Source organism: Actinophytocola oryzae, assembly GCF_004364325.1.
Lineage (GTDB): Bacteria > Actinomycetota > Actinomycetes > Mycobacteriales > Pseudonocardiaceae > Actinophytocola > Actinophytocola oryzae.
The window spans coordinates 212,881-239,867 of sequence record NZ_SOCP01000013.1; the positions used below are offsets into that span (position 1 = coordinate 212,881).

Here is a 26,987-nt window from a genome sequence, read left to right on the forward strand (position 1 = left end):
TCAGCCGTCGATCTTCTGGGCCCGCAGGTAGGCGAGCACCGCCAGCACCCTGCGGTGGTGCACGGTCTGGTCGCCCGGCAGCGTCAGCTTGCTGAAGATCGCCGCCGTGTGCTTCTCGACCGCCTTCGGCGACACGAACAGCTCCTTCGCGATCGCGTTGTTCGCGCGTCCCTCGGCCATCAGGCGCAACACGTCCAGCTCGCGTTCCGACAGCGTCGACAGCGGGCTGCCCGCGCGCCCGGCCGGTGCCTGCACCAGCCGCTTGGCCAGCGCCGGCTCGATCACGATCTCCCCGGCCGTGATCCGGTCCAGCGTGTCGGCGAGCACCTGGACACCGGCGACGCGCTCCTTGAGCCGGTAGCCGATCCGCTCGGCGCCGATCTCCAGGATCCGCATGAGGTAGTGCGTCTCCGCGTAGTGCGACAGCAGCAGCAGGCCGGTCGAGGGGCGCATCGCGCGGATCCGCTCGGCCGTGACCAGGCCGCCGTCCGGCTCGGGCGGCATGCGGATGTCGAGGATCGCGACGTCGACGTCCGTGGTCGCGACGATCGCGAGCAGCGCGTCGCCGTCGCCGACGCAGCCGACGACCTCGTGGCCCGCGGCCTCCAGCAGCATGACCAGGCCCTCGCGGAACAGGGCGCCGTCCTCGGCGATGGCTACGCGCATCGGAACACCGCCCGGTGGTGGCGCGTGCTGCGGTCCGGCTGGGCGTCGGTGATGTGCACGCGCACGAACCGCGCGCCACGCACCCGTACCCGCACCGAGCTGCCCGGGCACAGTGTCCGCAGGTGGTCCACCACCAGCAACCCCGTGCGGGAGCGGGCCTCCACGCCCAGCTCGCGGCGGGGCAGGTCCAGCCGCAGCCGCAGTTCCCGGCGCTCCGCGACCGCGGTCAGCGCCGGTCCCAGCCCCGCGCTCACCAGCACCGGCGGGTACAGCGCGGAGCCGATGCCGCGCAGGTCGTCGATAGCGCGGCGCAGCATGTCGAGCGCCGCCTCGATCCGGGCACCGGTGGTTGGGTCGTCAGCCGCCATGGAGATCAAGCCTAGTTCGAGGGCGAGCGCGGACATGTCCGCGGCCGCACCGTCGTGCAGGGTACGTTCGAGGTCGAGTCTCATCCGGGTGACGTCCCGGTCGGGTGCGCGCAACCACGTGGCCGGCCTCGACCACGCACGTACACCTCGCTCCACCGCACCAGCGTCGTTGCCCGAACAGGCACCAGGCAAGGGTGCCGGCCCCACCGGTGGGTAGGGACATCCCCACCTGCATTTAGGATCTGACCGGCTGTCGCCGACCGGACGCGGGGAGTTGCGCTATGCCGTACGGAGTGGGCATCGATCTCGGGACGTCGTTCACCTCGGCGGCGGTGCTCGCACCCGACGGGACGAAGATGGTGGCGCTCTCCCCCGACGTGGTCACCCCGTCGGTGGCGTACGCGACGCCGGGTGGTGGCCTGCTCACCGGCGACGCCGCCGAGCAGGCGGCGCGGGGCGGCGAGGCCAACCGGGTGGCCAGGGGCTTCAAGAGACGCCTGGGGGACCCGACTCCCCTGGTCCTCGGTGGTGCCGCCTACTCTCCCGCGGCGCTGATGGCCGCACAGCTGCGTGACGTGCTCGGCCGGGTGAGCACCCTGCTCGGCGAGCCGCCGTCGACGGTCGTGCTGACCTGCCCGGCCATCTGGGGCCCCTACCGGCAGGAGCACTTCGCCGAGGTCCCCCGGCTCGCGGGCGTGCCCGCCAGCCGGCTGATCACCGAGCCGGAGGCGGCGGCGACGCACTACTCGGTGGAGCGGCGGCTCGGCGACGGCGAGGTCGTCGCGGTCTACGACCTCGGCGGGGGCACGTTCGACTCGACCATCCTGCGGATGCGCGCACACGGGATGGAGATCCTCGGCACGCCGGAGGGCATCGAGCACCTCGGCGGCGTCGACTTCGACGAGACCCTGCTCGCGCACGTGGACGAGCGGCTCGGGGGCGCGATCGGCACGCTCGACCGGTCCGACCCGGCACAGGCCAGGGCGCTCGCCGACATCCGGGCGGTGTGCGTGCGGGCCAAGGAGGAGCTCTCGACCGAGCCCGACGTCGAGCTGACCGTGCCACTGCCGTCGGGGCCGCGGCAGCTGTTGGTCACCCGGCTACAGTTCAACGAGATGATCCGGCCCGCGGTCCGGCTGACGACCGACGGGCTGCGCCGCACGATCGCGTCTGCCGGGCTGCGGCCCGAGGAGCTGTCCGCGATCCTGCTCGCGGGCGGTTCGTCGCGGATCCCGCTGGTCGAGCAGTTGGTGCGGGACGAGTTCGGCACGCCGGTGCGTGCCGCGCTGCACCCGAAGTTCACCGTGGCGCTCGGCGCGGCGGCCGTGTCGTCCCGGCCCGCGACGGCGTCGGCCTCCCGGGGGCTCGCCGTGGGGACGAACGCGGAGACGGCGGAGATCCCCCGCACGGTGTCGGTGACGCCGAGGACCGGGCGCGGGCGGCGGCGCAGGTGGCAGGTGCCGACGGTCGCCGCGGCGCTGGTGGTGGTCGCGGCCGTGATCGGGACGTTGGTCGCGACCAACGAGCCGAGCCCGAGCCCGGGGCTCGACGTGGCCGCCGGGTCGACGTCCACGTCCGACAGCCCCGCGCCGTCGCTGGCGCCCCCGGTCGGCGGCACGGCCACGACGTCGAAGAAGACGGCCGCGGTGGCGCTGCCGACGCTGTGGGTCTTCGACGGCGGCCCGGTGGCGCCGTTCCACAGTCTGATCGCCTCGACGGACAACTGGGCGGGCATCGACTTCGGTGAGGGCGGCGCCAGCCAGCACCCGATCTCGGCCATGCCCGACGAGGCGGGCGACCTGCGGGTGCGGTGGGCTGGTGGCTCGCCCGGCCAGATCTACCTGCAGAACATCGCCGACGCGCGGGACCTGACGTCGTATGTGGACAACGGCGGCGCGCTCGTGTTCGACACGGTGGTGCACACGCCGCCCGCCGCGCGGACGACGGTCGCCGTGCACTGCATCTACCCGTGTGCGGCGGAGGTCGAGGCCACCGCGTTGTTCCGCGGCCTGCCCACCGAGCAGAAGACGACGCTGAGGATCCCGTTGAGCTGTTTCGTCGACAAGGGACTCGACGCGGAGATGGTGAACACGCCGTTCCTCGTGTACACGGCGGGCGTGTTCGACGCGACGTTCTCGGACGTCCGCTGGGAGGCGCACGTGTCGGACGCGACGCCCTGCAAGGACCTGACCTAGGTTCGCACTCCGGGGGCGACCGTGTAGTTGGCCGGTCGCATGTCCATCGGCAGGGAGGCCACGAAGGCGCCGACCTCGGACAACGCCACGCCGGGTCCGATGTGCAGTGTGCGGCCCCTGGTGCGCGCGGTGGCACGCAGCGGCGTGATGTCCGGGACGGGCTGTCCCGCGCGGTGGATCACGGCGCCGTCGGAGGTCGTCGTGACGACCAGGCCGTCGCAGGGCCGCCGGTCGCGGTGGCGCCAGACGTCGCCGAGCGAGATCATCCCGCCACGCAGTGCGACGGACTCCCAGACGTTCGCCATCGTGCCTCCTCGCCCCCTGTCCCGCACACGGCTCGTGGGGCGCGGGAGGTTCACGGGTGGGGATAGCCCTACCCGTGGCGGCGGGACAGCCCTCCCGACAGGAGGGACAGACCCAGCGATTTCACTGCCGTGATCGGCCAGGCTCATCCCAACGAAACAAGACCGTTCCCAAGCAAAACAACTGGGAAAGGGACAGCGAATGGCCACCATGGACAGCGTTGTTGCGGCACACGGACCCGCCCTGCTGGCGTACGCGACCCGCCTCACCGGCGGCGACCGCCACGCCGCGGAGGACGTCGTGCAGGAGACCTGGTTGCGGGCGTGGCGACACGTGGACCGGCTGACCGAGGACCGGGGGTCGGTGCGTGGCTGGCTCATGCGGGTGGCCCACAACATCGCCATCGACCAGCACCGGGGGCGCCGCGCGAGGCCGACCGAGGTGGAGCTGCCCGAGCTGGACGTGCCGGGCGCCCCGGTGATCCCGGCGCCCAGCGACGAGGTCGAGACCCGCGTGGTGGTCGACGCGGTGCTGGACAACCTGTCCGCCGAGCACCGCACGACGCTCGTGGAGGTCTACTTCGCCGACCGCACGGCCACGTCCGCCGCTTCGGTGCTCGGTGTGCCGGTCGGCACGGTGAAGAGCCGGGTGCACCACGCCCTCAACACGCTGCGGTACGTGCTGCCCCAGCGTCAGCTCGAGGCCGCCTGACGCCTGCGGGACACCACACCCGGGTCGATCGCCCGATCGCCCGGGTGCCGTCGTGCCCGGCCGCAACTTCCGGCGTCTGGGAGCGCTCCTAAATGCGCCGACAATCATGATAGAGTTCACTGTGGAACCATTATTCCGATAGTTTTCGGAAATTTTCGGGAACAGGACATTCGAGATATCTCAACGAGGAGATCTCGTGATGATCAGAAAGAGAATCCTGAGCTGGCTGGGCGCCGCCCTGCTGGCCGCCGGGGTCATGGTGGGGCAGGCGGCGACACCCGCGTCGGCGGCGTCGCTGGTCGAGGTCACCAACTTCGGCACCAACCCCAGCGGGCTTCGGATGCACCTGTACGTGCCGGACGGCGTGGGGTCGAACCCCGCGGTCGTGGTCGCCGTGCACTACTGCACCGGGACCGGGCCCGCGTTCTACAGTGGCACGGACTTCGCCAGGCTGGCCGACCAGTACAAGTTCATCGTGATCTACCCCTCCGCGACGCGCAGCGGGCAGTGCTTCGACGTCTACACCGCGGAAGCGCTGCGGCGCAACGGAGGCAGCGACCCGGTGGGCATCAGGTCGATGGTCGGCTACGTGCAGCAGCGCTACAACGCCGACTCGAACCGGATCTACGTGACCGGTGCGTCCTCCGGGGCGATGATGACCAACGTCCTGCTCGGTGACTACCCGGACGTGTTCAAGGCGGGCGCGGCGTTCATGGGTGTGCCCGCCACGTGTTTCGCGACCACGCCGCCGAACACGTGGAACAGCGACTGCGCCAACGGGAACGTCATCAAGTCGGCGCAACAGTGGGGCGACGCGGTTCGAAACATGTATCCGGGATATTCGGGTGCGCGACCACGAATGCAGGTGTGGCACGGCACCACGGACCCGACACTGCGATATCCGAACTTCGGTGAGGAGATCAAGCAGTGGACCAACGTGCTCGGCGTGAGCCAGACCCCGTCGTCGACCGACACCCCGCAGTCCGGCTGGACGCGGACCCGGTACGGCGGCACGGGCACGACGGCGCCGGTCGAGGCCATCAGCGTCAACGGTGTGGGGCACAGCCTGCCGATGAGCGGCATGGCCGCCATGGCCATCGCGTTCTTCGGGCTCAACTCGAGCACACCGCCGCCCGACGACCCGCCGTCGGACGACCCGCCGCCGACCGGTGGACCGTGTGCCGTCGAGTACACGGTCAGCTCGTGGAACACCGGCCTGACCGCCAACATCAAGGTCACCAACGCGACGACTGCCGCGGTGAGCGGCTGGACGCTGCGGTTCACCCTGCCGAGCGGCCAGACCGTCACGAGCAGTTGGGGTGCCTCGTACTCGCCGACCAGCGGCGCGGTCACGGCGACCCCGGCGTCCTACAACGCGACGATCGGCGCGGGCGGCTCGGTGAGCTTCGGCTTCCAGGCCAACCACACCGGAAACGCCGCTGAGCCGACCTCGTTCGCCCTCAACGGAACCACCTGCACGGTGGCGTGACCCCCTAGTGGACCGGGGCCAGGCATTCGCCGGGGCCCCGGTCCGCGTTCACGGGTACAGCGACGGCGCCACCATGTCGGGTTCGAAACCGAGCGACTGCCAGAGCCGGGGCCCGAGGCTACTTTCCCACGTCGACCCGGCATGGCCCCGTCGCAGGGGCCACGGCCTCAGACGGCGCTGAGGAACTGGTCGGGCCGCAACGCACGCGAGACGATGCGCGTGTCGCCGATCCAGCCGTAGAAGCCCTGGCCGAACTGCTCGGCGAACTGCGTTCCGCCGATCACGAACGGCTTGCCCAGCGTGGAGATCCCCCGCGACTCCTCCGCCGCGTTGCGGGCGATCTTCGAGCCGTCGACGTAGATCACCGTGTGCCGGCCGTCGTTCACGACCGCGACGTGCATCCAGCGGCCGACCGGCAGCGCGTGGCTCCACGACGTCGGGTCCGCGTCGCCCGGCACCGGGTACACGACGAACTGCAGGAACCGCTCCCCCGACAGGTTCAGGCTGCACGTCGGCTCGTCGGGGGACCAACCGCTGTGCTTGCCGGCGTCGCCGGAGCGGCCCTCCCAGCTCAGGATGCCCATCCACGCGTGCTCGCCGACGAACGGGTCCGGCAGCTTGAGGAACGTCTCGATCGTGTAGCCGGACTCGAACCTCATGCCGTTGACGGGCGCGTTCGCACCGGTGCGCAGCACGGCACCCCGGTCGGGGCCCTGGCCGCCGTCGAAGCGCAGGCTGGCGTGGGCGGGTGCCGCGTCGTGGTGGTCGCCCGACCATGTCAGCACCTCGGCCGGGCCGTCGTGCAGGCGCGTGACGGTGAGGTCGTTGCCGTTGCCGGTCAGGTCGCGGGCCACCGCCCCCTCGGCGACCGGCGTGCCGTCCGCGCCGGGCGCGGTGAGGCCGGCGGAGTCGAAACGCCAGTACGCCACGGTTCCCCTCGGCATCACCGCACGCGGCGGCCGGGGCGCGGGCAGCTCGGGTGGGGCGAAGCCCGCGAACCGCTCCCGGAAGTCGATGGCGATGCCGAACCGGTCGACGTCGCTCGTCAGCTCGACGTTCTCGGCCTCGAGCTGGTCGCGATCGGTCTTGGCCAGCAGCCACGGCGACAGCGTCTCGACGTCGATCGTGTCCCTGGCGAGGTCGAACGCGTACAGGCGGACCATGCCGGCGCCGCCGTAGTAGCGGTCCTGGTAGTTCGTGAGGTGGACGTGGACGTCGTTGCCGTGGTCGTTGCGGAGCGTCACGCGCCCCGGGGGCCAGTAGTGACCGCCGAGCGCGAGGAAGATCTGGTCGTTGCCCCGGATCAACCCGTCCCACAGGCGTTGCCCGTGCTCGGACAGCTGGGCGTTGCCGTCGTCGTCGGCCCACGCGACGTCGTGCGTCGTGAGGATCACCGGCAGGTGCGGGTGGTCGCTCACGACCCGTTGCGCCCAGCGGAGTCCTGCGTCGGACACGCGCCAGTCCATGGCGAGCACGAGCCACTCGCGGCCGGCCGCGGTGAAGACGTGGTAGCTGTTGTAGCCGCCCGGCGACGAGCCGCGGTAGGTGGGCACGTTCGCGAACCGCCTCGGCCCGAACGTACGCAGGTACTGCGAGTCGCCGCGCTGGTCGTCGGTGCCGGAGTCGATGTCGTGGTTGCCGGCAAGGACGCTGTAGGGCATCTTCGGGACGTACACGCGGTCGGCGGCGCGCATCTCGGTCTCGGTGCCGTGCTCGGTGATGTCACCGAGCTGGGCCATGAACACGACACCCGCCCTGGCGAGGTAACGCAGTGTCTCGCGCACGGGCTCGTGGTCCGACCCACCCTCGTCGAGCAGGTACTGGGTGTCCGGCAGCACCGCGACGATGAACCGCTCGGCACGGGTGTCGGCCTTCCTCGGCTCCGGCTCGGCGGTCGCGGGGACCACGGTGCCGGACACGACGGCGGCGAGCGGGGCGCTCGCGGCGGCCCACAGCAGGTTACGGCGGGAGACGTTGTCCACGGCCGACAGCCTCGACGGGCTCCCTGGCGTGCCGGTGACGGGGGGCGGAACACCAGCCGAACTCGTCGCGGCGGTGAGAAATGCGCACGTTGCTGGATGTCTGGACCAATCGGTGTGCAGCATCCTTCGGTGGCGGGCCGCGACGGTCACGAAAGGGGCGTCATGAGGCAACAGGTGGGGGAAATCAGGATTACCGAGCGGGACCTGCGGGTCGGGCGGCAGGTGTACCCGTTGTTCACGATCGCGCGGGTGCAGGTCGTGCCGCTGTTCGTCCCGCGAGGTTCGCAGCGCAGGCGGGTCTTCTGGCTCGTCGTGCTCGCGCTGGTCACGGCTGTGTTGGCGTGGTGGGGCCTTCTCCTGGTGGCGTGTGTTCCCGCGCTGTGGGCACTGCTGTTGCTGCCACGGACCGTGCGGCACGCGATGACGCCCCGGCGGTACGGGATGTTCGTGGAGGCGGCGGGGATCCGGTACGCGACACTGTCCGCGGGCGACCCGTACGAGCTGCGCCGCCTCGCGGAGCTGGTGCGGCGCGCGTTGCGTGAACCCCCTGAGACCGACCAGGTCCTGCCCGTCAGCGCGGATGTCGCACTGGTCTAGGCCAGTGGGGCGAGTGGACCGGGATACCGCGCGGGGAACAGGCAGCTGTCGAGGCCGTCGACCACCGAGCAGACCGCGGGTGGACCGACCGGGAGGTAGCCGTTCGGCACGCCGTGGTCGGCGATCAGGCTCCGGTAGGTGGCGACCGCGTCGGTGGGGCGGCGGGTCAGCGCCGGGTCGGCCAGCGCGTCCACTGTGTACAGTCCGAAGCGCGGGCGATAGCTGCCCCACTCGTAGTTGTCCGTGATGCTCCAGTAGTTGTAGCCGATCACGTCGATGCCGTCGGCCTTGGCGCGCTGGAGCCAGTAGACGTGGTCGCGCAGGTGGTCGGAGCGGGTGTAGCCGTCGGGGCGGGGCAGGCCGTTGTCGGTCGGCATGCCGTTCTCCACGACGTAGATCGGCAGTGTGGGGAACTTCCTCGCGTAGTAACGCATCGCGTAGTAGAGGCCGTCGGGCTGCGGGTCGATCCTCCAGAACTCGCCGCCCGCGCCGTGGACGGCGGAGAGGTTGTCGAGGCTCGCGCCGTAGTAGTAGTCGAGGCCGAGGAAGTCGAGCTTGTCCCGGACGCGGTCGACGAACGTGGCGTCGAAGCCTGCCTGCACGCCCGCGGGGAGGTAGGCGGTGTTGCTGGAGACCATGGTGCCCGGGTCGAGCCGGTGGATCAGGTCGTAGGCGCGGCGGTGCACGGTGACCAGGCGCGACAGCATCCAGGGTGCCTGCCACGCCTCGATGCCACCGTTGCCGATCTCGTTCTGCACGTACACGGTCGGCTCGTTGACCGTGATCCAGATGGCGTTCCTGCCCTTGTAGCGGTCGACGACCCGGCGGGCGTTCGCGAGCCAGTCGTCGACGGTGGCGTCGGCGTCCCAGCCACCCTGGTCGGCCACCCAGCCCGGGTAGACCCAGTGGTCGAGGGTGATCATCGGCCGCATGCCCGCGTCGACGACATGGTCGACCACGTCGTCGTAGTAGGCGAGTTCCTCCTGGTCCAGAACGCCTTTCGTAGGTTCGATCCGCGCCCACTCGACGCCGAACCGGAACACCCTGACCCCCATGGCCTTCGCGTTGGCGATGTCCTCGGCGTACCGGTGGCGGAAGTCGACGGCGTCGGCGTAGGGGTCCTTGATCGAGGAGGTGTGGGCCTGCTCGTACCGGCGCCAGTTGCTGTCCGGCGCGCCGCCTTCCGACTGGTAGCCGGACGTGGCGACGCCCCACAGGAAGCCGTCGTCGGTCTGGGCCCGCGCTTCGACCGACGTGACGACACCGGCAAGCAGTGCGAGTACGGCTCCGAGGACGGTGCTGCGGCGCATGGGAACCTCCCGCCGCGTGATGCTACTCGCGAGTAGCCATCCCTGGCCAGGGTCAGGTGGACACCTGGATCATGGCGTGGGTGCCGTTGGTGCGCCACGGTTCGCCGGTCGCGTCCAAGCGGGCCAGCATCTCCGGCCGGACGCCGGTCACCACGTCGGACTTCAGCGTGCGGACGGCGGCCACCGGGCCCGGGAAGTACTCCGTGACCGTCCTGAACGGAATGTCGGCCGGCCATGCCCTGTCGCCCACGAGGCGGCGGTAGTTCAGGTCGCCCTTCATGATCGTGACGGAGGCCGTGGCGAAGTCCTCGGCCAGGTCGGCCGGTGCGTCGTGGTAGGAGAACGGGGTCACCGAGAACGGGTGCGCCCTGACGGTCAGGGCTCCGGTCCTCACCGCCTGCCACAGGCGTTTGCCCGCAGGGTCGTCAGCCAGACGACGCAGGCACGCCAGCACGTCGGCCATCGTGGCGTCGGAGGTGAAGTACGGGTACGCCTTGACGTGCAACAGGATGCGGGTGGCGCGGCCGGTCTCCAGCAGACGGTCGGCCAGCAGCAGGTCCGGGATCAGCTCCCTGCCCGCGTTGTCGGCCACGATGCACACCGTGCCGTTCAGCAGCGGCCACAGGCTCGCCGAGTCGTCCGCGACCAGTGCCGTCGACCGTCCCCCGTCCGTCTGGCTCAGCTGGAAGCCCAGATCCGCCTGGTTGCCCCACAGGGACGCGGTCAGCAGGCCTTCGTCCCGTTGGCCGGGCGGCAGTTCGGACAGCAGTGCCAGTTCCTCGGCGAGGGCCGCGCCGCGTAGTTCCGGGGACTTCGCCGGTTCGAAGGGGTCGACGCCCTGCCACGGGCCGGGGCGGAAGTAACCGACCGCTTCCAGGAGCTTGCGGTAGAAGTAGCTTTCCGCGAACAGGAACGGCACGTCGTACCAGGACTCGCCGACGTAGTCGCGGCTCCATTCCGTCCACGTGCCGGCATCGTGCGCGTCCGGTGGCAGCGGCCGGATCGGGCCGGTGATCTCCGACGCCAGTGCGTCCAGTGCACTTAGCCGGTCCGGCGAGTACGGGAGGCCGTCGCCGACCTTCGCGATCAGTGCCGGGTGGCGGTCGTGCAGGACGGTCCACGGGAACGAGCCTGGCGGGCTGGTCAGCACGGAGTTGGGCACGACCGAGTGTCACACACCGGGCTCACGGCCCAGATGCTGGTACGGCGCCCAGGAGGTCGGCTCGTACGGGTGGCCCGCCGTGCTGATGGCCTCGCTTGTGACCTTGGCTCAACGCGGGTGCACGAGGCCGGTCCGGTAGGCGAGGACCACGGCCTGGACCCGGTCACGCAGGTCGAGTTTCGTGAGGATGCGTGACACGTAGGTCTTGACGGTCTCGTGGCTGATCACGAGTGCCTCGGCGATCTCCGCGTTGGACAGGCCGTCCGCGATGAGCGTCAACACCTCGCGTTCGCGGGCCGTCAACCCACGCAGTGGCCGGTTCTCGGCCTCCGACGGGCGGACGCGGTCGGCGTAGCGGCCGATGAGCTTCCTGGTCACCGCGGGCGCCAGCAGCGACTCCCCCGCCGCGACCGTGCGCACGCCGTTGATCAGCTCGGGTGGCGGCGCGTCCTTGAGCAGGAAGCCGCTCGCGCCTGCACGCAGCGCGTCGTAGACGTACTCGTCGAGGTTGAAGGTGGTCACGACCAGCACCTTCGCGGGAGTCTCGACGTCGGGGCCCGCCAGGCGGCGGGTGGCCTCGATGCCGTCGAGGACCGGCATGCGGATGTCCATCACCACGACGTCCGGGCGCAGTGACCCGACGAGCCGGACCGCGGTCTCGCCGTCCCCCGCCTCGCCGACGACCGACATGTCCGGCTGGGCGTTGAAGATCGTCACGTAACCCGCGCGCACGAGTGCCTGGTCCTCGCAGACCACGACGCGGATCACGACATCGCCAGCGGGATGCGGGCCTGGACGGAGAAGCCGCCGTCCGGGCGGGCACCGGCCCGCAGGTCGCCGCCGACGACGCTGACCCGTTCGCGCATGCCGAGCAGTCCTCGGCCGCTGCCCCGGCCGAGGCTCGGGCGGCCGGGGCCGTCGGTGGTGACCTCGAGGTCGAGCCACTCGTCGCCGTGGTGGAGGCGAACGACCGTGCGCTCGCCCGCGGCGTGCTTCAGCGCGTTGGTGAGCGCCTCCTGGACGACGCGGTAGGCGGCGGTCTCGGCGGCGCCGGCCATGGGGCGCGGCTCGCCGTCCTCGACGAGCTCGACGGGTTGTCCCGCCGCGCGGGAACGGGCCACGAGGTCGGGCAGCGCCTCGGGCTTCGTGACCGTGTCGGCGTTCCCGTCGAGCGCGCCGAGCAGGTACCGCAGGTCGGTGAGCGCCCGGCGGCCCTCCTGGCTGATCGCGGGCAGGCTCGCGGCCCCGTCCGGGGTGTACTGCGCGGCGTCCGCCTGGACGACCATGGCCGTGACGTGGTGGGTGACCACGTCGTGCAGCTCGCGGGCGATCCTGGCGCGCTCGGCGGCGACCACGGCCTCCTCGACACGTCGTCGCTCCCGCGCGACCAGTTCGACCCGGTTCCGCATCCAGGCACCCGCACCCCAGATCACCCCGAGCGCCATCAGGAAGGTCAGGTAGTCCGAGGTCGTGGCGGGCGAGCCGGCGACACGCAGTCCGACGGCCAGCGACACGTACGCCGCCACCGCCGGGACCGCGTGTTTCCAGGTCAGGTACCGGCCCGCGGTGAAGAGCAGCACACCGACAGCGACCCCGGCGAACGGCGGGGCGTACCGAAGGAGCTGGCAGGCCGCGAACGCGAGGCACACGACCGCGAGGCAGGTGGCGGGCCAGCGGCGTCGCAGCGCGACCGGGACGACCATGGCCGCGACGAGCAGCCAGCCGAGCCAGTCGAGCGGGCGCCCGTCCGGGAACTCGGCGAGGTCGGTGCCCTTGTCGGACAGCCCCGGCACGAACGAGAGCAGGACGATCAGGACGGCGAGCGCGACGTCTCCGTACCCGCTGCTGAGGCGGGCGGGCAGGCGGGCGCTGGACACAACGCGCAGGGTAGCGAACTCGGTCGCGCGTCCTGGTGTCGATCCAGGCATCCCGGGGTTATGAGCTCCGGGTGGCCGCCGGGCCACGCGCGTGGTCGATGGGTTCTCTGGCGCGGAGGATGCAGGATTCGAACCCGCGCGGCTTTCACACCGACTGCCGTTTTCGAAACGGCTGCCTTACCTGACTCGGCCAATCCTCCTTGTCCGGCAACGGGTTCGTCGCCGGGGTGGGGCGCGGAGGGCGCGCGGATCGAACGCGCGCCGGGACGTCGTCCCGGACCACGGGGTAGCAACCCGGTGCCTTGCCTCTCGGCCAGCCCTCCATCGCTGCCCGTCGAGGGGTCGAACCTCGGTCTCCGGAGTCAGAGTCCGGCGTCCGTGCCACTGGACCAACGGGCATCGCCGATCCCGGTCCAGGGGTCGAACCTGGGCTGTCGGCTTCAAAGGCCGCTGTGCTGCCTCTACACCAACCGGGAACGGTGCCCCCACCAGGATTCGAACCTGGACTGGCCGGATTCTGAGTCCGGCGCCTCTACCGTTGGGCTACGAGGGCATTGTTTTCGAATACGTGCGGTCGCGGGGATTCGAACCCCGACTGGCCTGGTTCTCGACCAGGTGCCTCTCCCAGTTGGGCTACAGCCGCGGGCGGAATGCATTTCTCGCGCACCCCGAACGAAGAAAGCCGCCCTGGTCGGTTTCCCGACGGGCGGCTCCCGTGTCATGACCCTCTACGTCATGGCGGGGAGCCTGAGCTGCCAAGAAGCTGTCGCAGCAGGGAGGAGGGACTCGACGACACGAGCATGCCGGAAGCCGCGACCGCCATGGCCCGGCGCCGCGTCACCTGCTCCCGCTCGTTCGTCATGCGTTCATCATCACCGAAACGCGCGGGCACGTCAATCATTATTTCGCGGAAATCAGTTCGCCGCGACGAGCTGGTCACCGAGTGCGGTCCGCTGATAAAGAACTGCGCGGCCGTCCCGGCGCGAGGAAAGGATTCCGGCGGCCCGCAGCGACCTCAGGTGCACGTTGAGTGTCGGCGCGGCCAGCGCGAGCTGTGCGGCCAGCTGCGTGGTCGACATCGGCAGCTCCAGCAGCGCGAGGATGGTGGCCCTGGTGCGGCCCATGACGTCGGCGAGCGGTGAGTCGGTGACGTCGGGCGCCGACTCCCACAGCCTGCCGAGGCCCCGCGGCGAGTAGGTGAGGCTCGGGAGGGGGTCGGCGGTGCTCACGAGTACGTCCGGCCACGCGAACGCGCAGGGGACCAGCAGCAGGCCGCGTTCCCGCAGTCGCGCGCGGCCTTCGTAGTACTTGACGATCGTGAGCAGGTCGCCGCGCATGGCGACCGACGGGTGCAGGGTCGCGAAGAGCCGTGCGACACCGCCGGTGGCCAGCTCGTCGAGCCGGTGGGTGAGGTCGGCCCGCAGCAGGGCGTGGATGCGCGGCCAGTGCGGCTCGACCGCGGCGCGGAAGTACGCGGCCAGCTCGTCGACGATCCGGCCGCGGGCTCGCGCGGGGTCGGCGAGCAGCTCACGCATGAGGTCGGCGCGTCGCTCCCGGCCCGGTCCCCGCTGGGCGACCTCGTGCCCGGCGAGGTGGGACAGCTCGTGGACCACGGTGTCCATGTCGGTGTCGGCCACCTGGGCGAGGCTCGCCGCCATGCTGGTGGTGCGGCCGGGCGGGGTGGGGACGAGGAAGTCCGGAACGTAGCCGGTGGGTCGGACGAGTGCGGTGAGCAGCTCCATGTCCACGCCGCCGAGCCGGTCGGCGACGGTGGTGAGCCACGGGCCGTGCAGGCCGTTGCGGCGGCCGAGGGAGTACGCACGCAGGCTCGCCACGGCCTCGGCGACCGGCGAGAACGCGAACCGGATCCGCCGGTAGTCCTCTGGCGTGAACTCCAGCTCGATCACGAGGCGTGAGATTAGCCGTGTGCCTAATCGTCGGCCGGGTCGCGAAGCGCCTGTCATCGTCGTGCTCGTGTGCGACGACCTCTTGACGGCCTACGAACGGCTGCACGACGCGGGCCCCGAGTTCGGTGGGGACGAGGAGGGCGACCACGGGCTGACGAACCACGGCCCGATGGCGGCGGAGGTGGTGGTCCGGCGTGGCCTGGACCTCCGGCTCGACAGGTGGCTCGACCGGTACGTCGAGCGGCTGACCCCACTGCCGTCACCTGGTCAGCCGATCACCGACTGGCGCGCCGCGCTCGGTGATCCCCGCCGCCTCGCCGACTGGACGGCGTTCTTCCGGGCGGAGGTCCGGTCGCGGCCGTGGCGGGAGGTGCTCGCGTCGTGGTGGCCGCGTCTCCTGCCGGGCATCGCGGCCGGGTCGACGCACGGGGTCATCCGTGTCGGCCACGCGGTGCGGGCGCTGCGGGTGAGGTCGGGGCCGCTCGTGCTCGACGAGCTGGCCAACGGGCTCGCGTTCTGGGCGGCCCGGTCCCGTGTGCTGCCGGGTGGCCGGGGCGTCGGGGCCCTCTCCCCCGCTGCCGCGCTTTCGGCGTTGCCCACGCTGCCGTCGCGGTCCGGCCTGATCGCACACCGGCTGACCAGACTCGCCGCACTGCCGCAGTGGCCTGCCGCGGTCGGGTCGCTGTCGGTGCCCGCCGACCCGGACGACGTGCCCGAGGTGCTGGGTGCCCTGGTCGACGCGGCGACGGTCCGGTACCTGAGCGTGGGCCGGTCCTCCCCGGTGCTGCTGGTCCACACGGCGACGGCGCCGAACGCGGTGCTGCACTGCCTTCCCGTGCTGCCCAAGGACTTGTGGCGCCGGAGTCTCGCGGCGGCCTGGGCCGCCGCGGCAGCCGTCACCGTCACCTACGCGGGGCCGCCGACCCGGTCCTCGGCACTGCCGCGCGGTGACGACCCGGTCGGCGTCCTGCTCGACCGGGCGGCCGACCACCAGGACGAACACGTGATCAAGTTCGCCGACACGGCCGTGGAGTCCTTCGCCAGGACCGGTGACCACGACGCACTGGCCGCCGCCCACCTGGCGGCAGACCTGGTCAAGTAACCCGCCGCCTCGCCTCCGGTCCGCACTGAAGGACGCCTTCGTAACGCCCAGCGTTAGGAAGGCGTCTTTCAGTGCATTCGGGCGGGTCGGTCGAGGGCGGGGGCGGACGCGGGCTCCGGAACCGGTTCCGGAAAAAGTGAAGGGCGCCTGCGAAATTTCTTGACAGCAAGTATCGGAATCTACAAAGATCCGACGTAAGGTCGCGCAAGTTCCCTGCTTGGATCGATCAAGGACAACGGCTGTCCGAAGGAGATCCGATGACTCGCCGGCATCTGTCGTTCGCGGTGCTCGCCACCACCGCGACAGGGCTTCCGTGGTCGCCGTCCCGCAGACGGTGGCCGCGCCCGGTATCCCGGCGTGGCAGGACGACGTCCTCGTCGTCCCCACGCCCTCCCTCTTCCGCGTCACGACTGGCACAACGAACGGCACGGTCGGCTTCCCGCCCCGTGCCGGTCACTCGTGCGCGGAGAACGCGGGGGCATCGCCACTGACCGCGCACCACAGCGTGGCCAGCCCCCGGGCAAGTTCGATCTGATCACCAACCGAGGAGAACCATGAGGGTCAACGGATCGCGGCGGCGATCCCTGCTCGTCGCGGCGACCATGGTGGCAGCCATGGCCGTCTCGACGCCCGCCGCACAGGCCGGTTCGGTCATCCCGCCCGGCGACTACCAACAGGTGTCGCTGGCCAGCGGGTCGGGCGAACTCGGGGAACCGATGTCACTCGCCGTCCTGCCCAACAGGTCGGTCGTGCACACCGCGAGGGACGGCACACTCCGGGTCACGGACGCCGCGGGCAACACCAAGACGGCAGGCAAGCTCAACGTCTACACCCACGACGAGGAAGGGCTCCAGGGCGTCGCGGTCGATCCCGGTTTCGCCAGCAACCGCTACATCTGGCTGTACTACTCCGCCCGACTGTCCACTCCGGACGGTGACTCGCCGACCGAGGGCACGCAGGCCGACTGGGATCGCTGGAAGGGCGAGCTGCACCTGTCGCGGTTCACGCTCAACTCCGACGACACGCTCAACCTCGGCAGCGAGAAGGTCACGCTGGTCGTGCAGAACGACCGTGGCCAGTGCTGTCACGTCGGCGGCGACATCGACTTCGACGCCCAGGGCAACCTGTACCTGACCACGGGTGACGACACCAACCCGTTCCAGTCGGACAGCTTCTCGCCGATCGACGAGCGCACGAACCGCAACCCGCAGTTCGACGCGCAGCGCAGCTCCGGCAACACCAACGACCTGCGCGGCAAGCTGTTGCGGATCCACCCGCAGCCGGACGGCACCTACACGATCCCGTCCGGCAACCTGTTCGCGCCCGGCACGTCCGGCACGCGGCCCGAGATCTACGCGATGGGCTTCCGCAACCCGTTCCGCATGAGCGTGGACAAGGCCACCGGCGTCGTCTACCTCGGCGACTACGGGCCGGACGCGGGTGCCACGAACGCGAACCGCGGCCCCGGCGGCCAGGTCGAGTTCAACCGCATCACCGGGCCGGGCAACTTCGGCTGGCCGTACTGCACCGGCACGAACACCTCGAGCGAGACCTACAACGACTTCACGTTCCCCAGCGGTCCGTCGGGCGGGAAGTTCGACTGCTCCACCGGTCCGACGAACAACTCCTTCCGCAACACCGGCCAGCAGAAGCTGCCCGCGCCCAAGCCCGCGTGGATCAAGTACGGCGGCGACTCGGGCACCCCGCCGGAGTTCGGTGGCGGCTCCGAGTCCCCGATGGGTGGCCCGGTCTACCGCTACGACGCGAACCTGAACTCGAGCGTCAAGTTCCCGCAGTCGCTCAACGGCCGGTTCTTCGCCGGTGAGTACGGCCGCAAGTGGATCAAGGCCATCGAGGTCACGAGCAGCGGCGGTGTCGGCGACATCGGCGCGTTCCCGTGGACCGGCACGCAGGTCATGGACATGGCCTTCGGTCCGGACGGCGCGCTGTACGTCCTCGACTACGGCACCGGCGCGAACAACGCGGCCCTGTTCCGCGTCGAGTACATCGGCGGCACCAACCGCAACCCGATCGCCAAGGCGGCGGGCAACCCGACCTCGGGGCGCGCACCGCTGACGGTCGCGTTCTCCTCCGCGGGCAGCTCCGACCCGGAGGGCGGCGCGCTGTCCTACCAGTGGAACTTCGGTGACGGCGGCACGTCGACGGCGGCCAACCCTTCGCACACCTACACGGGCAACGGCAACTTCTCGGCGACGCTCACGGTCCGCGACCCGCAGGGGTTGACCGGCTCGGCGAACGTGCAGATCTCCGTCGGCAACACGGCACCCTCGGTGAACCTGACGAACCCGGTCAACGGTCAGCTGTTCTCCTTCGGTGACACGGTGCCGTTCCAGGTGAGCGTGTCCGACCCGGAGGACGGCACGATCGACTGCAACCGGGTCAAGGTCACCTACTTCCTCGGCCACGACCAGCACCAGCACCAGATCACCCAGAAGACCGGGTGCTCCGGCTCGATCGCGGTGCCGATCGACGGTGAGCACGACCCGTCGGCGAACGTGTTCGGCGTGATCGACGCCGAGTACACCGACAACGGCGGCCTGACCACGCACAGTCAGCGCATCCTGCAGCCAAGGCACCGGCAGGCCGAGCACTTCGGTGCGCAGCAGGGCCTCCAGACCGCGGCGCACGCGGGTGCCGAGGGCGGCACGACGGTCGGGTTCACCGACAACGGCGACTGGATCTCGTTCACGCCCTACGCGTTGAACGCCGTCCGGTCGATCACCGCGCGTGTCTCGTCGGGTGGCCCCGGCGGCACGATCGAGGTGCGTGCCGGGTCGGCGACCGGGACGCTGCTCGGCTCGGTCGCGGTCGCCCCGACGGGCAGTTGGGACACGTTCACGAACGTGTCGGCGAACCTGAGCGCGGGTCCGTCCGGCACCAGCACGCTCTACCTGGTGTTCAAGGGCGTCACCGGGCAGGGCAACCTGTTCGACCTCGACTCCTGGACCTTCGGCACCGCCACCACCTCGCCGACGACCACGGTCGAGGCGGAGACGCCGTCGTCGCTCTCGGGTGTGCAGGCGGCGGCGCACGCAGGCGCGAGCGGCGGCTTCACCCTCGGCTACATCGAGAACGGCGACTGGGCCGGGTACTCGACGGTGAACACCAACGGCATGCGGCGGTTGACGGCGAGGATCTCCTCGGCGGGCGCGGGCGGCACGATCCAGATCCGCTCCGGGTCGCAGACGGGCACCCTGCTCGGCTCGCTCACCGTGCCGGTGACCGGTAACTGGGAGACCTTCCAGGACGTCTCGGTCTCGTGGACCGCGAACGCCAGCGGCCCGCTGTTCCTCGTGTTCACCGGCGGCGCGGGCTCCCTGTTCGACATCGACACGTTCACCATCTCCTCCTGAGAGGGCAGCCATGAACGAACTCTCCCGGCGCGCGGTGTTACGCGGCATCGGCGCCATCGGGATCGGCGCGGGCGGCCTCGCGATGTTCCCGTCCGTCGCGGCCGCGGCAACGCTGACCAGGGTCCTGGTCTTCTCCAAGACCGCGGGCTTCCGGCACGACTCGATCCCCGCGGGCATCGCGGCGATCCGCACCCTCGGCTCGCAGAACGGCTTCACCGTCGACGCGACCGAGGACGCGGCCGCCTTCACCACGGCGAACCTCGCGCAGTACCAGGTGGTCGTCTGGCTCTCGACCACCGGTGACGTGCTCAACGCCGCGCAGCAGACGGCGTTCGAGTCCTATGTGAACGGCGGCGGCGGGTACGTCGGCGTGCACGCCGCTGCCGACACCGAGTACGACTGGGCGTGGTACGGCGGCTGCTGCGGCGCCTACTTCTCGTCGCACCCGGCGCAGCAGCAGGCGACGGTCGTGGTCGAGGACCGGACGAGCGACTCGACGGCGCACCTGCCCGCCACGTGGAGCCGGTTCGACGAGCTGTACAACTACCGGACGAACCCCCGGCCGAACGTGCACGTGCTGATGCGCCTGGACGAGTCGTCCTACAGCGGCGGGACGATGGGCTCGGACCACCCGATCACGTGGTGGCACGACGTGGGCAGCGGACGGGCCTGGTACACCGGGCTCGGCCACACCATCGAGTCGTACTCCGACCCCCTGTTCACCCGCATGTTGTTGGGCGGCATCAGGATCGCGGCCAAGGCGACGACCACGACCCCGCCGCCCACCGACATCGAGCTGGCCCGTGGCCGTCCCGTCACGGTGTCGAGCGTCGAGTCGGGCACCGCGCACAACGGCGCCAACGCCGTGGACGGCAACTCCGGCACCCGGTGGAGCAGCGCGTTCGCCGACCCGCAGTGGATCAGTGTCGACCTCGGCTCGACACGCCAGGTCCGCCGCGTGCGCCTGACGTGGGAGGCCGCGTACGGGCGCGCGTACCGGGTGGAGACCTCGACCAACAACTCGACCTGGCAGCAGGTGTACTCGACGACCACCGGCGACGGTGGCACCGACGACATCACCGTGTCCGCCAGTGCGAGGTACGTCCGGGTCACCGGCACCCAACGCGCCACGCAGTGGGGTTACTCGCTGTGGGAGCTGTCGGTGCTCGGCACCTGATTTACATACATACAGTCCGTACGTAAGATGCGGGCATGACCCGTAGTGCGGACCTGGGCAAGGAGCACGTCGTCACGCTCACGCGAGGCGAGGTGCGTTACTTCGAGCGAGGGTCAGGACGCCCGATCGTGTTCGTGCACGGCGTCCTGACCAACGCCGACCTGTGGCGGGCCGTGGTGCCGGACCTGGCGGCAGCGGGCTTCCGCTGTCTGGCCCCGGACCTGCCACTCGGTGCGCACGAGCACCCGCTGCGTGCGGACGCCGACCTCTCGCCGGTCGGCAACGCGGAGCTGATCGCGGACTTCCTGGCCGCGCTGGACCTGCGCGACGTGATCCTGGTGGCATGCGACACCGGCGGCGCGCTGACGCAGATCATGCTGTCGCGGCGGCCCGAACGCGTGGACCGGGTGGTCCTGCTGCCGTCCGACTGCTTCGAGTACTTCTTCCCGCCGATCTTCAGGGCGCTGCCGTACGTGGCACGCGTGCCGGGCGCGCTGCGGGTGATGGCCGCGCTGCTGCGGGTGCGGGCCGGCCACCGGCTGCCGTTCGTGTTCGGCTGGGTGACCAAGCGCCCGGTGCCGCCCGACATCATCGAGTCGTACCTGTGGCCGGTGGGGGCCTCGGCCGGGGTGCGGCGGGACCTGCGCAAGCTGCTGCGTGAGGTGCATCCCCGGCACACGCTGGCCGCGGCCGAGGCGTTACGGCGCTTCGGCCGGCCCGTGCTCCTGCTGTGGGGCGCCGAGGACAAGCTGTTCCCGCCGGAGCTGGCCCACCGGCTGGCCGGCGTGCTGCCCGACGCGCGGGTGGTCGAGGTGGCGGACACCTACACGTTCATGTCCGAGGACCGCCCGGCCGAGGTGGTGGCACACGTGATCGAGTTCGCGGGTGTCATGGCAGATTAGGAGGCGTGCGACGCACCCAGCATGATCGTTCCATCAGCACCCGCGCGGCGCTCGTGTCGGCGGCCAGGAAGCTGTTCGCCGCCCGGGGGTACCAGGCTGTGCCCGCCGACGAGATCGTCAGGGCCGCCGGGGTGTCCCGAGGTGCGCTGTACCACCACTACGCGGACAAGCAGGGGCTGTTCCGCGCGGTCGTCGAGGACCTCGAGCGGGAGATCACGGCGGAGGTGGCCGCCGCGCTGTCCGAGGCGCCGGACGTCGTGACGGGGATGGGCGCCGCGTTCGAGGTGTTCCTCAACGCCTGCCTGCGACCGGAGGTCCAGCGGATCTCGCTCACCGACGCGCCCGCCGTACTGGGCTGGCAGGCGTGGCGCGAGATCGAGGCCGAGTACGGGCTCGGCCTGCTGACCGCCATGCTGGCGCAGGCGATCGAGGACGGCGTGTTCCACCCGATGCCGGTGGACGCGCTCGCGCGGCTGGTGCTCGCCACGGTGATGGAGGCCGCGCACTTCGTCGCCGAGGCCGACGACCAGGACGCCGCGCGGGTTCAGGTGCAGCAGGTTCTCGGCACGTGGTTCGCCACCCTCGTGCGGACGGACTGACGGCGCCGCGTCGCCGGGACGTGTCCAACCGCAACACTGCCCCTTTGGCCGTCGACACTCGGGCACGATCGGCGGCACGATAGTGCGGTGGGAGGTCCGAACGGCGCAGTGGCCGCGCTGCGCCGACGGTTGGACATGCTCGAAACTATCGGGGACACCGAGCCACTGTTCAGTGACGACGCCACCGCCGAGGCCGCCGCGATCATCGAGGGCGCACGTGGGCAGGACGACGACCGGGCACGGGCACTCGCGACCGCGGGGCAGCTGTACTGGCGCCGTCGCCTGACCGCCCTCGCCGACGACGAGGTCAACCTGCACGCGGCCATGGTGTTGTTCCTCCTGCCGTACCGGCACGACCGCACGCTCGTGCCCGAGACGCTGTGGGACGCGCTCGCCGGGTTCGACGAGCGCAACGTCGAGTTCAGCGTTGTCTCCCAGGGCATCCCCGAGCTGTGCACGGCCCTCGGCGAGGTCGTCGGAGCAGGACCGGACGCGCTCGCGTGGCTCGCGAGGGTGTTCGGCGCCGCCGCGGCGATGACCCCGGCCGCGCACCCGAAGCGTCCACTGTTGACCGGCTGGCTCGCGGTCGTCCACGACCGGCGCGGCGAGAAGGAGCACGCGGCGGCGCTGGCCGAGGAGGCCGTGCCGGGACTGCTCGCCGACACCGCCGCGGACGGGTGGCTGCTCTCGCTGGTCGGTCAGGTCATCCGGGCACACCACGGGCCACGGGCCGACCCGCGCCTGCTCGCGTCGGCCGTCGAGGTCAGCCGCGAGGCCGAGCGGCGCGTGGCCGACGAGGCACGGCCGAGCGTCCTGCACAACCTCAGCGCCACCCTGCTGACCCGCTACACCGCCAGGGCCGCGTGTGGGGACGCCGGCGCGGTCGACGACCTGGTCGAGGCGCTCGACCGGGGCCGCGAGGCGGTGACCACCGGAACCGCGGACCGGCCGTCGTTCCTGTTGCACGCGGCAGGTTACGCGGGCGCGCTCGGCGCGTGGTCGGACAGGACCGGCGACCTCGAGGTCCTCGACGAGGCCGAGTACGTGCTGCGCCACGGGCTCTCCCACGCCGAGGAGGACGACACCCAGGTGCCGTACGCGTACTTCCGGCTCGGCGAGATCGCGCAGCGGCGTGGGCGCGACGAGGAGGCACTTTCCTGCTACACGACGGCATCGCGGCTGCTCGCTGCCGGCGACCCGCTCGTCCCGGTCCTGCGTGACGCGCTCGAGGGGCTGCGGGCGGGGTGAGCGTGCTGTCGATCATCAGGACGACCAGGGACCTGCTGCGCGTCGCGCGGTCCGGGGACCCCCACGCGCTCGACCGTGCCGTGCGGGCCAACCCGGACCTGGTCGCACGCGGCTTCCGCACGCCGAAGGAGCGGCTCTACCTCGGCCTCGCGTGGCGGGACCGTGCGCGGCTGATCACCGACGACGTCGCCGATCTCGACCGGGCCGTCGAGACGCTGGAGCTGGTCGCGACCGGATGGCCGCTCGCGCAGGCGGAGCTGGCGCTCGCGCTGTGGCTCCGGTACGCGTTCACGGGCCTGCGGGCGGACGCGGACCGGGCCGTCAGGCAGGCGCGGGCCGCGGAGGCCGCGTCGGACCTGGACCGGCCGCGCGAGGTGCTCGCACACATCGTGGCGCAGTTACCCGCGCCCGCCGACCCGGTGGCCCGAGGCGAGCGGGTGACCGGTGCGGACGGGCGGGTCGCGGTCGTGTGGGCAGGCAGGCACGGGGGCGCCGAGCGACGCGTGGTCACGATCGGCGACGAGCCGGCCGACCTCGACGCCAACGCGTTCGCCGAACTGTGGGACCGGTGCCCGTGGGACGTCGAGGTCCTGTTGCGTGTCGGCACCGACCTCCTCCCCTACCGGGCGACCCCCGACCTCGCGGCGGACGCGCTCGTCAGCGTGGCCACCCCGGTCACCGTGCGCGGGCCGTACCGGGTGGCGGGCACCGTGGCGTGCTCGTTCGTGCTGTCGGGCCACTTCGCCGGGCAGACGCGGCGCGTCGCGCACGTCACCGTCGACCAGGAGCCGATCGACGACGAGCTGGCGCGGCGGCTGCTGTACGTCGAGCTGTGCACCACCGAGCTGACGGACTTCCACTGGATCGCGAGCAGCCCCGTGCCGGTCGGTGACCGCCGGTCGGCGCCGGAGCTGGTGCGGTGCGGGGCCTCGGCGCTCACCACCGCCGAGTTCGGCGAGGCCGTCCTGCGGTTCGCGACGCACTACGAGCACGCGGGCCTCACCTGCGTGTGGCTGCGGCCGACCCAGGGCGGCTACGCGTACGGCGTCCGGCGCGACGAGGACGAGCCGGTCACGGTCATGCAGGCCGTCACGGAGGACTGGCCGCCGCCCGACGAGCGGATCGAGGCCGAGGCGGCGACGTGGGACCAGCTGCGGGCCTTCCACGCCGAGACCTACCGCCGCGACCTGCACAACATCCTCTCCGGCGAGCACACCGACGAGGCGCTGCTCACCGCGTTCGAGAAGTTCACCTTCCACTTCCGGTTCACCGACCCGGAGTCCGACGCGGCCGACGACACCGTCCGCGACGGGCTCGCGCTCACGGAGACGTTGGCGGACGGGCACTTCACGTACGCGGCCGAGTGGGTGGCGACCTCCTGCGCACGGCTCGCCGGGCGGCGCGGGCAGGCCGACGCGCGGCGCGCGCTGCTGCGGCACGCCGCCATGGCCTGCGAGTCCGCCGGTCTGTTCGAGACCGCGCTGGCGCACTACGAGGACGCACTCGACGTCGACGGCCCCTGCGAGGACGCGTGGCTGGAGCGGAACCTGCACATCAGCTACGCGACGACGTGCGTCAGCCTGTTCACCACGCACGAGCTGGAGGACGACCCGCTCGACGAGGACCTGGCGCGGAAGGCCCTGGCGCACCTGGACGTCGGCGAGCGGCTGACGATGGCGGCGCCGGAGGAGGAGACCGGCTGGGCGCGCCTGGCGATCCCCGCGCACCGGTGGCGGCTGCGGGCCCTGCTCGGCGAGCACGAGCGGGCCGAGGCGGAGCTGGCGCGACTCGTCGACGACCCGGCCATGGCGGGTTACCGGCCGCTGCGTGCCAGCACCGTCCTGTTCCGGCTCGCGGCGTTGCGCACGCTCGACGACCCGCGTTTCGAGGAGGTGCTGCTCGCCGCCGCACAGGATCCCGGCATGCGGTTCGTCGACCGCCGGATCGTGCTCGACACGTTCCTCGCGGACCGGCTGATCGCGACGGGCGAGCTCACCGAGGCGTTCATGGCGGCCGAGGAGGCCTACGAGCTGCAGGTGTGGCAGGACGTCCGCACCGCGCGGACGCCGCTGCCCGCCGAGGCGCACGGCGGCGACCGGTCGGTCGACACGCTCGCGCGGATGTGCCGGGCGTGGTGGTCGCTGGAGCGGTCCGGCGAGCTGCCCGAACAGGAGCTGCTGACGTGGTTCCGGGTGCTGCGGTGGCGGGTGGAGACGGCGAAGAGCCGGTGGCTGAACCGGGATCTCGACCGTGAGGTGTCCACACCGGCCGGGCTGGACGAGCGGCTCAGCACGTGGGCGAACCGCGTGCGCGCGGAGCTGGTGTCCGGCCAGGCGAGTGTGGACCGCGAGGTCTACCGCGACCAGCCGGCCCGGCTGACGGCGCTGTCACGCGACGAGCGGGTCACCGCGTTGCGGGCACGGCTGCCGGAAGGGGCCGCGCTGGTGACGTTTTACGAGGCGCGGGATTTCACGCTGGTCAGCTGCGCGACACCGGAACGCAGCGTGCACGTGTCGGTGCCGGTGTCCCGCCGGGACCTGGCGGTGGCGGTGCGGTACCTGCAGGCGGGCTTCTCGGGGGCGGGGATCTACGCGCCGATAGACCCGGAGCGGCCCTTCGACCTGCCGGACCACTTCCTGACGCGGCTGCGGGCGTTGGGCGCGTCGTTCACGCCGATGATCCCGGTGCTGCGCGACAGCCCGTTCGTCCTGGTGGCACCGCACGGGGCGTGGCACAACCTCCCGGTGCACGCGCTGCTGCTGCCGCAGCTGTGGGACTCCGGGCGCAACCCGGCGCTGTCGTACGTGCCGAGCCTCGCGACGGCCTCGGTGCTGTTCGAGCGGGCGGGCGGCATGCCGTCGCGTGCGTCGGTGGCGGCCTACCCGCTCGCCGACCCGGAGCGGGACCTGTTCCAGGACAGCCACTCCCGTGTCGTCTCGGCGCTGCGGCCCCGTTTGTCCACGGTGGACTCGCTGTTCGGTCGCGACGTCACCCCCGCCGAGGTGATGTCCATGGCGGACCGGTCGGACCTGCTGCACGTGCTGGCCCACGGCACCACGCCCGCCGACCCGAGGGCGATCATGGACGCCGGGCTGGCGCTGTCGCCGGGCACCGGGACCGCGGGCCTGCTCACCGCTTCCGGGCTGTCGCGGGCGAGGCTCGCCGGCACGCACCTGACGTTGCAGGCGTGCTCGGTCGGCCGGGTGGTGACCTCGGCGAGCGACGAGCTGTGGGGTCCGGCGCGGTCGGCGCTGCTGGCGGGTGCGAGCAGCGTGCTGGCTCCGATGTGGAACGCCGACCTGCACTCCTCGACCCGGCTGCTCGGCGGCTTCTACGACTCGTGGCTCGGCGCGGGCAAGTCGAAGGCGCAGGCGTTCACCGAGGCGCAGCGGGACATGTACCGGGCGTCGGAGGCCGACGCGTGGCGGCACCTCTACCACTGGGCCGCGTTCAAACTGATGGGAGCATGATGGACCTCGACGGCCTGGACGACTCACAGCTCGGCCAGATCCTCCAGCACCTGGTCAGCAGGTTCGACGAGTCGGGCGAGCTGGCCATCACGGCCGAGGAGCTGGCCGTCCGGACGGTCGAGGACCGCGAGTTCCTCGACGAGGCGGGCACGGCGCTGGCCATCGTCCCCTCCGCCGACCGGCCGCCACTGCGTGCCGTGGTGGAGACGATCGGGGCGGAGGTCCCCGAGTCCCGCCAGACGATCGAGGACGCCGCGGCCAGGGCCCGCCGCGTCGGCACCCTTCCGCTGTCCGACATGGCGGCCGACATCCTGGTGATCGCCGCGGCGGCGGCCATCCTGCGCCCGAGGTTCCACTTCCGCCGCAGGACCAAGGACTCCGAGGTGGACATCAGGATCGAGGCGGGCGGCGACAAGAACCTGCGCACGGTACTGGAGACAGTGCTGCGCTACCTCCGCCAGGGCTGACAGAATACGCGAGCAGCCCCGGCGCAGGCTCGCCCGAGTACCTCGACAGCCCCGGCTCCGTTCGTGTCACGCGCCGAGGCC

At 71.4% G+C, this 26,987-nt stretch carries 21 protein-coding genes, 6 tRNA genes and 1 pseudogene; 12 read left to right on the plus strand and 16 right to left on the minus strand.

What is annotated here, in order from left to right; translation table 11 throughout:
• Both CLV71_RS31505 and CLV71_RS31510 read right to left on the minus strand, forming a co-directional pair.
• A complete protein-coding gene (locus CLV71_RS31505; RefSeq protein ID WP_133906512.1) occupies positions 1 to 666 on the minus strand; it encodes a response regulator transcription factor in 666 nt (221 codons plus the stop codon).
• Positions 657 to 1,118: a histidine kinase gene (locus CLV71_RS31510; RefSeq protein WP_133906513.1), complete on the minus strand. Its 462-nt coding sequence runs from the start codon at positions 1,116 to 1,118 to the stop codon at positions 657 to 659. The genes CLV71_RS31505 and CLV71_RS31510 overlap by 10 nt, the downstream gene beginning before the upstream one ends.
• Before the next feature lie 197 nt (positions 1,119 to 1,315).
• Here CLV71_RS31510 and CLV71_RS31515 point away from each other — a divergent pair, with 197 nt between their 5' ends.
• Positions 1,316 to 3,229 carry an Hsp70 family protein gene (locus CLV71_RS31515; protein ID WP_133906514.1) on the plus strand — a complete coding sequence of 638 codons (1,914 nt, stop codon included), beginning with the start codon at positions 1,316 to 1,318 and terminating at the stop codon, positions 3,227 to 3,229.
• Here CLV71_RS31515 and CLV71_RS31520 read toward each other — a convergent pair.
• Positions 3,226 to 3,534 (minus strand): hypothetical protein, encoded by a 309-nt coding sequence (locus tag CLV71_RS31520; RefSeq protein WP_133906515.1) that lies wholly within the window; start codon positions 3,532 to 3,534, stop codon positions 3,226 to 3,228. The two genes, CLV71_RS31515 and CLV71_RS31520, sit on opposite strands and share 4 nt — an antisense overlap.
• 208 nt (positions 3,535 to 3,742) lie before the next feature.
• Between CLV71_RS31520 and CLV71_RS31525 the strand changes: the two genes are divergently transcribed.
• Both CLV71_RS31525 and CLV71_RS31530 read left to right on the plus strand, forming a co-directional pair.
• The gene (locus CLV71_RS31525; protein WP_243866828.1) at positions 3,743 to 4,243 is read left to right on the plus strand and encodes a sigma-70 family RNA polymerase sigma factor; all 501 of its coding nucleotides are present in this window, start codon (positions 3,743 to 3,745) and stop codon (positions 4,241 to 4,243) included.
• A 199-nt stretch (positions 4,244 to 4,442) separates the two neighbouring features.
• On the plus strand, positions 4,443 to 5,732 hold the full coding sequence (locus tag CLV71_RS31530) for an extracellular catalytic domain type 1 short-chain-length polyhydroxyalkanoate depolymerase (protein WP_133906517.1): 1,290 nt from the start codon (positions 4,443 to 4,445) through the stop codon (positions 5,730 to 5,732).
• A 167-nt stretch (positions 5,733 to 5,899) separates the two neighbouring features.
• Here CLV71_RS31530 and CLV71_RS31535 read toward each other — a convergent pair whose 3' ends face one another.
• A complete protein-coding gene (locus CLV71_RS31535; RefSeq protein ID WP_243866829.1) occupies positions 5,900 to 7,714 on the minus strand; it encodes a LamG-like jellyroll fold domain-containing protein in 1,815 nt (604 codons plus the stop codon).
• A gap of 162 nt (positions 7,715 to 7,876) precedes the next feature.
• On the opposite strand from CLV71_RS31535, the gene CLV71_RS31540 reads away from it, so the two are divergent.
• Positions 7,877 to 8,311: a DUF6232 family protein gene (locus CLV71_RS31540; RefSeq protein WP_133906519.1), complete on the plus strand. Its 435-nt coding sequence runs from the start codon at positions 7,877 to 7,879 to the stop codon at positions 8,309 to 8,311.
• On the opposite strand, the gene CLV71_RS31545 is transcribed toward CLV71_RS31540, so the two are convergent.
• The 12 genes from CLV71_RS31545 to CLV71_RS31595 form a co-directional block, all read right to left on the minus strand.
• Entirely contained in the window at positions 8,308 to 9,621 is a 1,314-nt protein-coding gene (locus CLV71_RS31545; RefSeq protein ID WP_133906520.1) for a family 1 glycosylhydrolase, read from the minus strand. The two genes, CLV71_RS31540 and CLV71_RS31545, sit on opposite strands and share 4 nt — an antisense overlap.
• Positions 9,622 to 9,673: 52 nt before the next feature.
• Entirely contained in the window at positions 9,674 to 10,783 is a 1,110-nt protein-coding gene (locus CLV71_RS31550) for a damage-control phosphatase ARMT1 family protein (RefSeq protein WP_133906521.1), read from the minus strand.
• A 108-nt stretch (positions 10,784 to 10,891) separates the two neighbouring features.
• Complete coding sequence (locus CLV71_RS31555; protein WP_208297836.1) at positions 10,892 to 11,551, minus strand: response regulator; 660 nt, start codon at positions 11,549 to 11,551, stop codon at positions 10,892 to 10,894.
• The gene (locus CLV71_RS48775; protein ID WP_243866830.1) at positions 11,548 to 12,660 is read right to left on the minus strand and encodes a sensor histidine kinase; all 1,113 of its coding nucleotides are present in this window, start codon (positions 12,658 to 12,660) and stop codon (positions 11,548 to 11,550) included. Before CLV71_RS48775 ends, CLV71_RS31555 begins: the two co-directional genes overlap by 4 nt.
• A 113-nt stretch (positions 12,661 to 12,773) precedes the next feature.
• Positions 12,774 to 12,860, minus strand: a tRNA-Ser gene (locus CLV71_RS31565).
• A gap of 35 nt (positions 12,861 to 12,895) precedes the next feature.
• Positions 12,896 to 12,983 (minus strand) — tRNA-Ser (locus CLV71_RS31570).
• Positions 12,984 to 12,987: 4 nt separating this feature from the next.
• A tRNA-Gln gene (locus tag CLV71_RS31575) sits at positions 12,988 to 13,059 on the minus strand.
• A gap of 6 nt (positions 13,060 to 13,065) precedes the next feature.
• Positions 13,066 to 13,136 (minus strand) — tRNA-Gln (locus tag CLV71_RS31580).
• Positions 13,137 to 13,140: 4 nt separating this feature from the next.
• Positions 13,141 to 13,213, minus strand: a tRNA-Leu gene (locus CLV71_RS31585).
• Between the two features lie 16 nt (positions 13,214 to 13,229).
• A tRNA-Leu gene (locus CLV71_RS31590) sits at positions 13,230 to 13,303 on the minus strand.
• Between the two features lie 90 nt (positions 13,304 to 13,393).
• The gene (locus CLV71_RS50195; RefSeq protein ID WP_279588766.1) at positions 13,394 to 13,522 is read right to left on the minus strand and encodes a hypothetical protein; all 129 of its coding nucleotides are present in this window, start codon (positions 13,520 to 13,522) and stop codon (positions 13,394 to 13,396) included.
• Between the two features lie 52 nt (positions 13,523 to 13,574).
• On the minus strand, positions 13,575 to 14,567 hold the full coding sequence (locus CLV71_RS31595) for a DUF5937 family protein (RefSeq protein ID WP_208297837.1): 993 nt from the start codon (positions 14,565 to 14,567) through the stop codon (positions 13,575 to 13,577).
• A 67-nt stretch (positions 14,568 to 14,634) separates the two neighbouring features.
• Between CLV71_RS31595 and CLV71_RS31600 the strand changes: the two genes are divergently transcribed.
• The 8 genes and pseudogenes from CLV71_RS31600 to CLV71_RS31635 all read left to right on the plus strand — a co-directional run bounded on the left by CLV71_RS31600 (position 14,635) and on the right by CLV71_RS31635 (position 26,906).
• Positions 14,635 to 15,669 (plus strand): questin oxidase family protein, encoded by a 1,035-nt coding sequence (locus CLV71_RS31600; RefSeq protein ID WP_208297838.1) that lies wholly within the window; start codon positions 14,635 to 14,637, stop codon positions 15,667 to 15,669.
• 554 nt (positions 15,670 to 16,223) lie between these two features.
• On the plus strand, positions 16,224 to 19,043 hold the full coding sequence (locus tag CLV71_RS31605) for a carbohydrate-binding protein (RefSeq protein ID WP_133906524.1): 2,820 nt from the start codon (positions 16,224 to 16,226) through the stop codon (positions 19,041 to 19,043).
• An 82-nt stretch (positions 19,044 to 19,125) separates the two neighbouring features.
• Positions 19,126 to 20,217: pseudogene (locus CLV71_RS50470) on the plus strand (ThuA domain-containing protein); the annotation flags it as partial.
• Between the two features lie 38 nt (positions 20,218 to 20,255).
• On the plus strand, positions 20,256 to 21,122 hold the full coding sequence (locus CLV71_RS31615) for an alpha/beta fold hydrolase (RefSeq protein ID WP_133906526.1): 867 nt from the start codon (positions 20,256 to 20,258) through the stop codon (positions 21,120 to 21,122).
• A gap of 5 nt (positions 21,123 to 21,127) precedes the next feature.
• The gene (locus CLV71_RS31620) at positions 21,128 to 21,721 is read left to right on the plus strand and encodes a TetR/AcrR family transcriptional regulator (RefSeq protein ID WP_133906527.1); all 594 of its coding nucleotides are present in this window, start codon (positions 21,128 to 21,130) and stop codon (positions 21,719 to 21,721) included.
• Between the two features lie 87 nt (positions 21,722 to 21,808).
• Entirely contained in the window at positions 21,809 to 22,969 is a 1,161-nt protein-coding gene (locus tag CLV71_RS31625; protein WP_133906528.1) for a hypothetical protein, read from the plus strand.
• A gap of 2 nt (positions 22,970 to 22,971) precedes the next feature.
• Positions 22,972 to 26,439: a CHAT domain-containing protein gene (locus CLV71_RS31630; protein WP_133906529.1), complete on the plus strand. Its 3,468-nt coding sequence runs from the start codon at positions 22,972 to 22,974 to the stop codon at positions 26,437 to 26,439.
• Entirely contained in the window at positions 26,436 to 26,906 is a 471-nt protein-coding gene (locus tag CLV71_RS31635) for a hypothetical protein (protein WP_133906530.1), read from the plus strand. The genes CLV71_RS31630 and CLV71_RS31635 overlap by 4 nt, the downstream gene beginning before the upstream one ends.
• Positions 26,907 to 26,987: the final 81 nt, after the last annotated feature.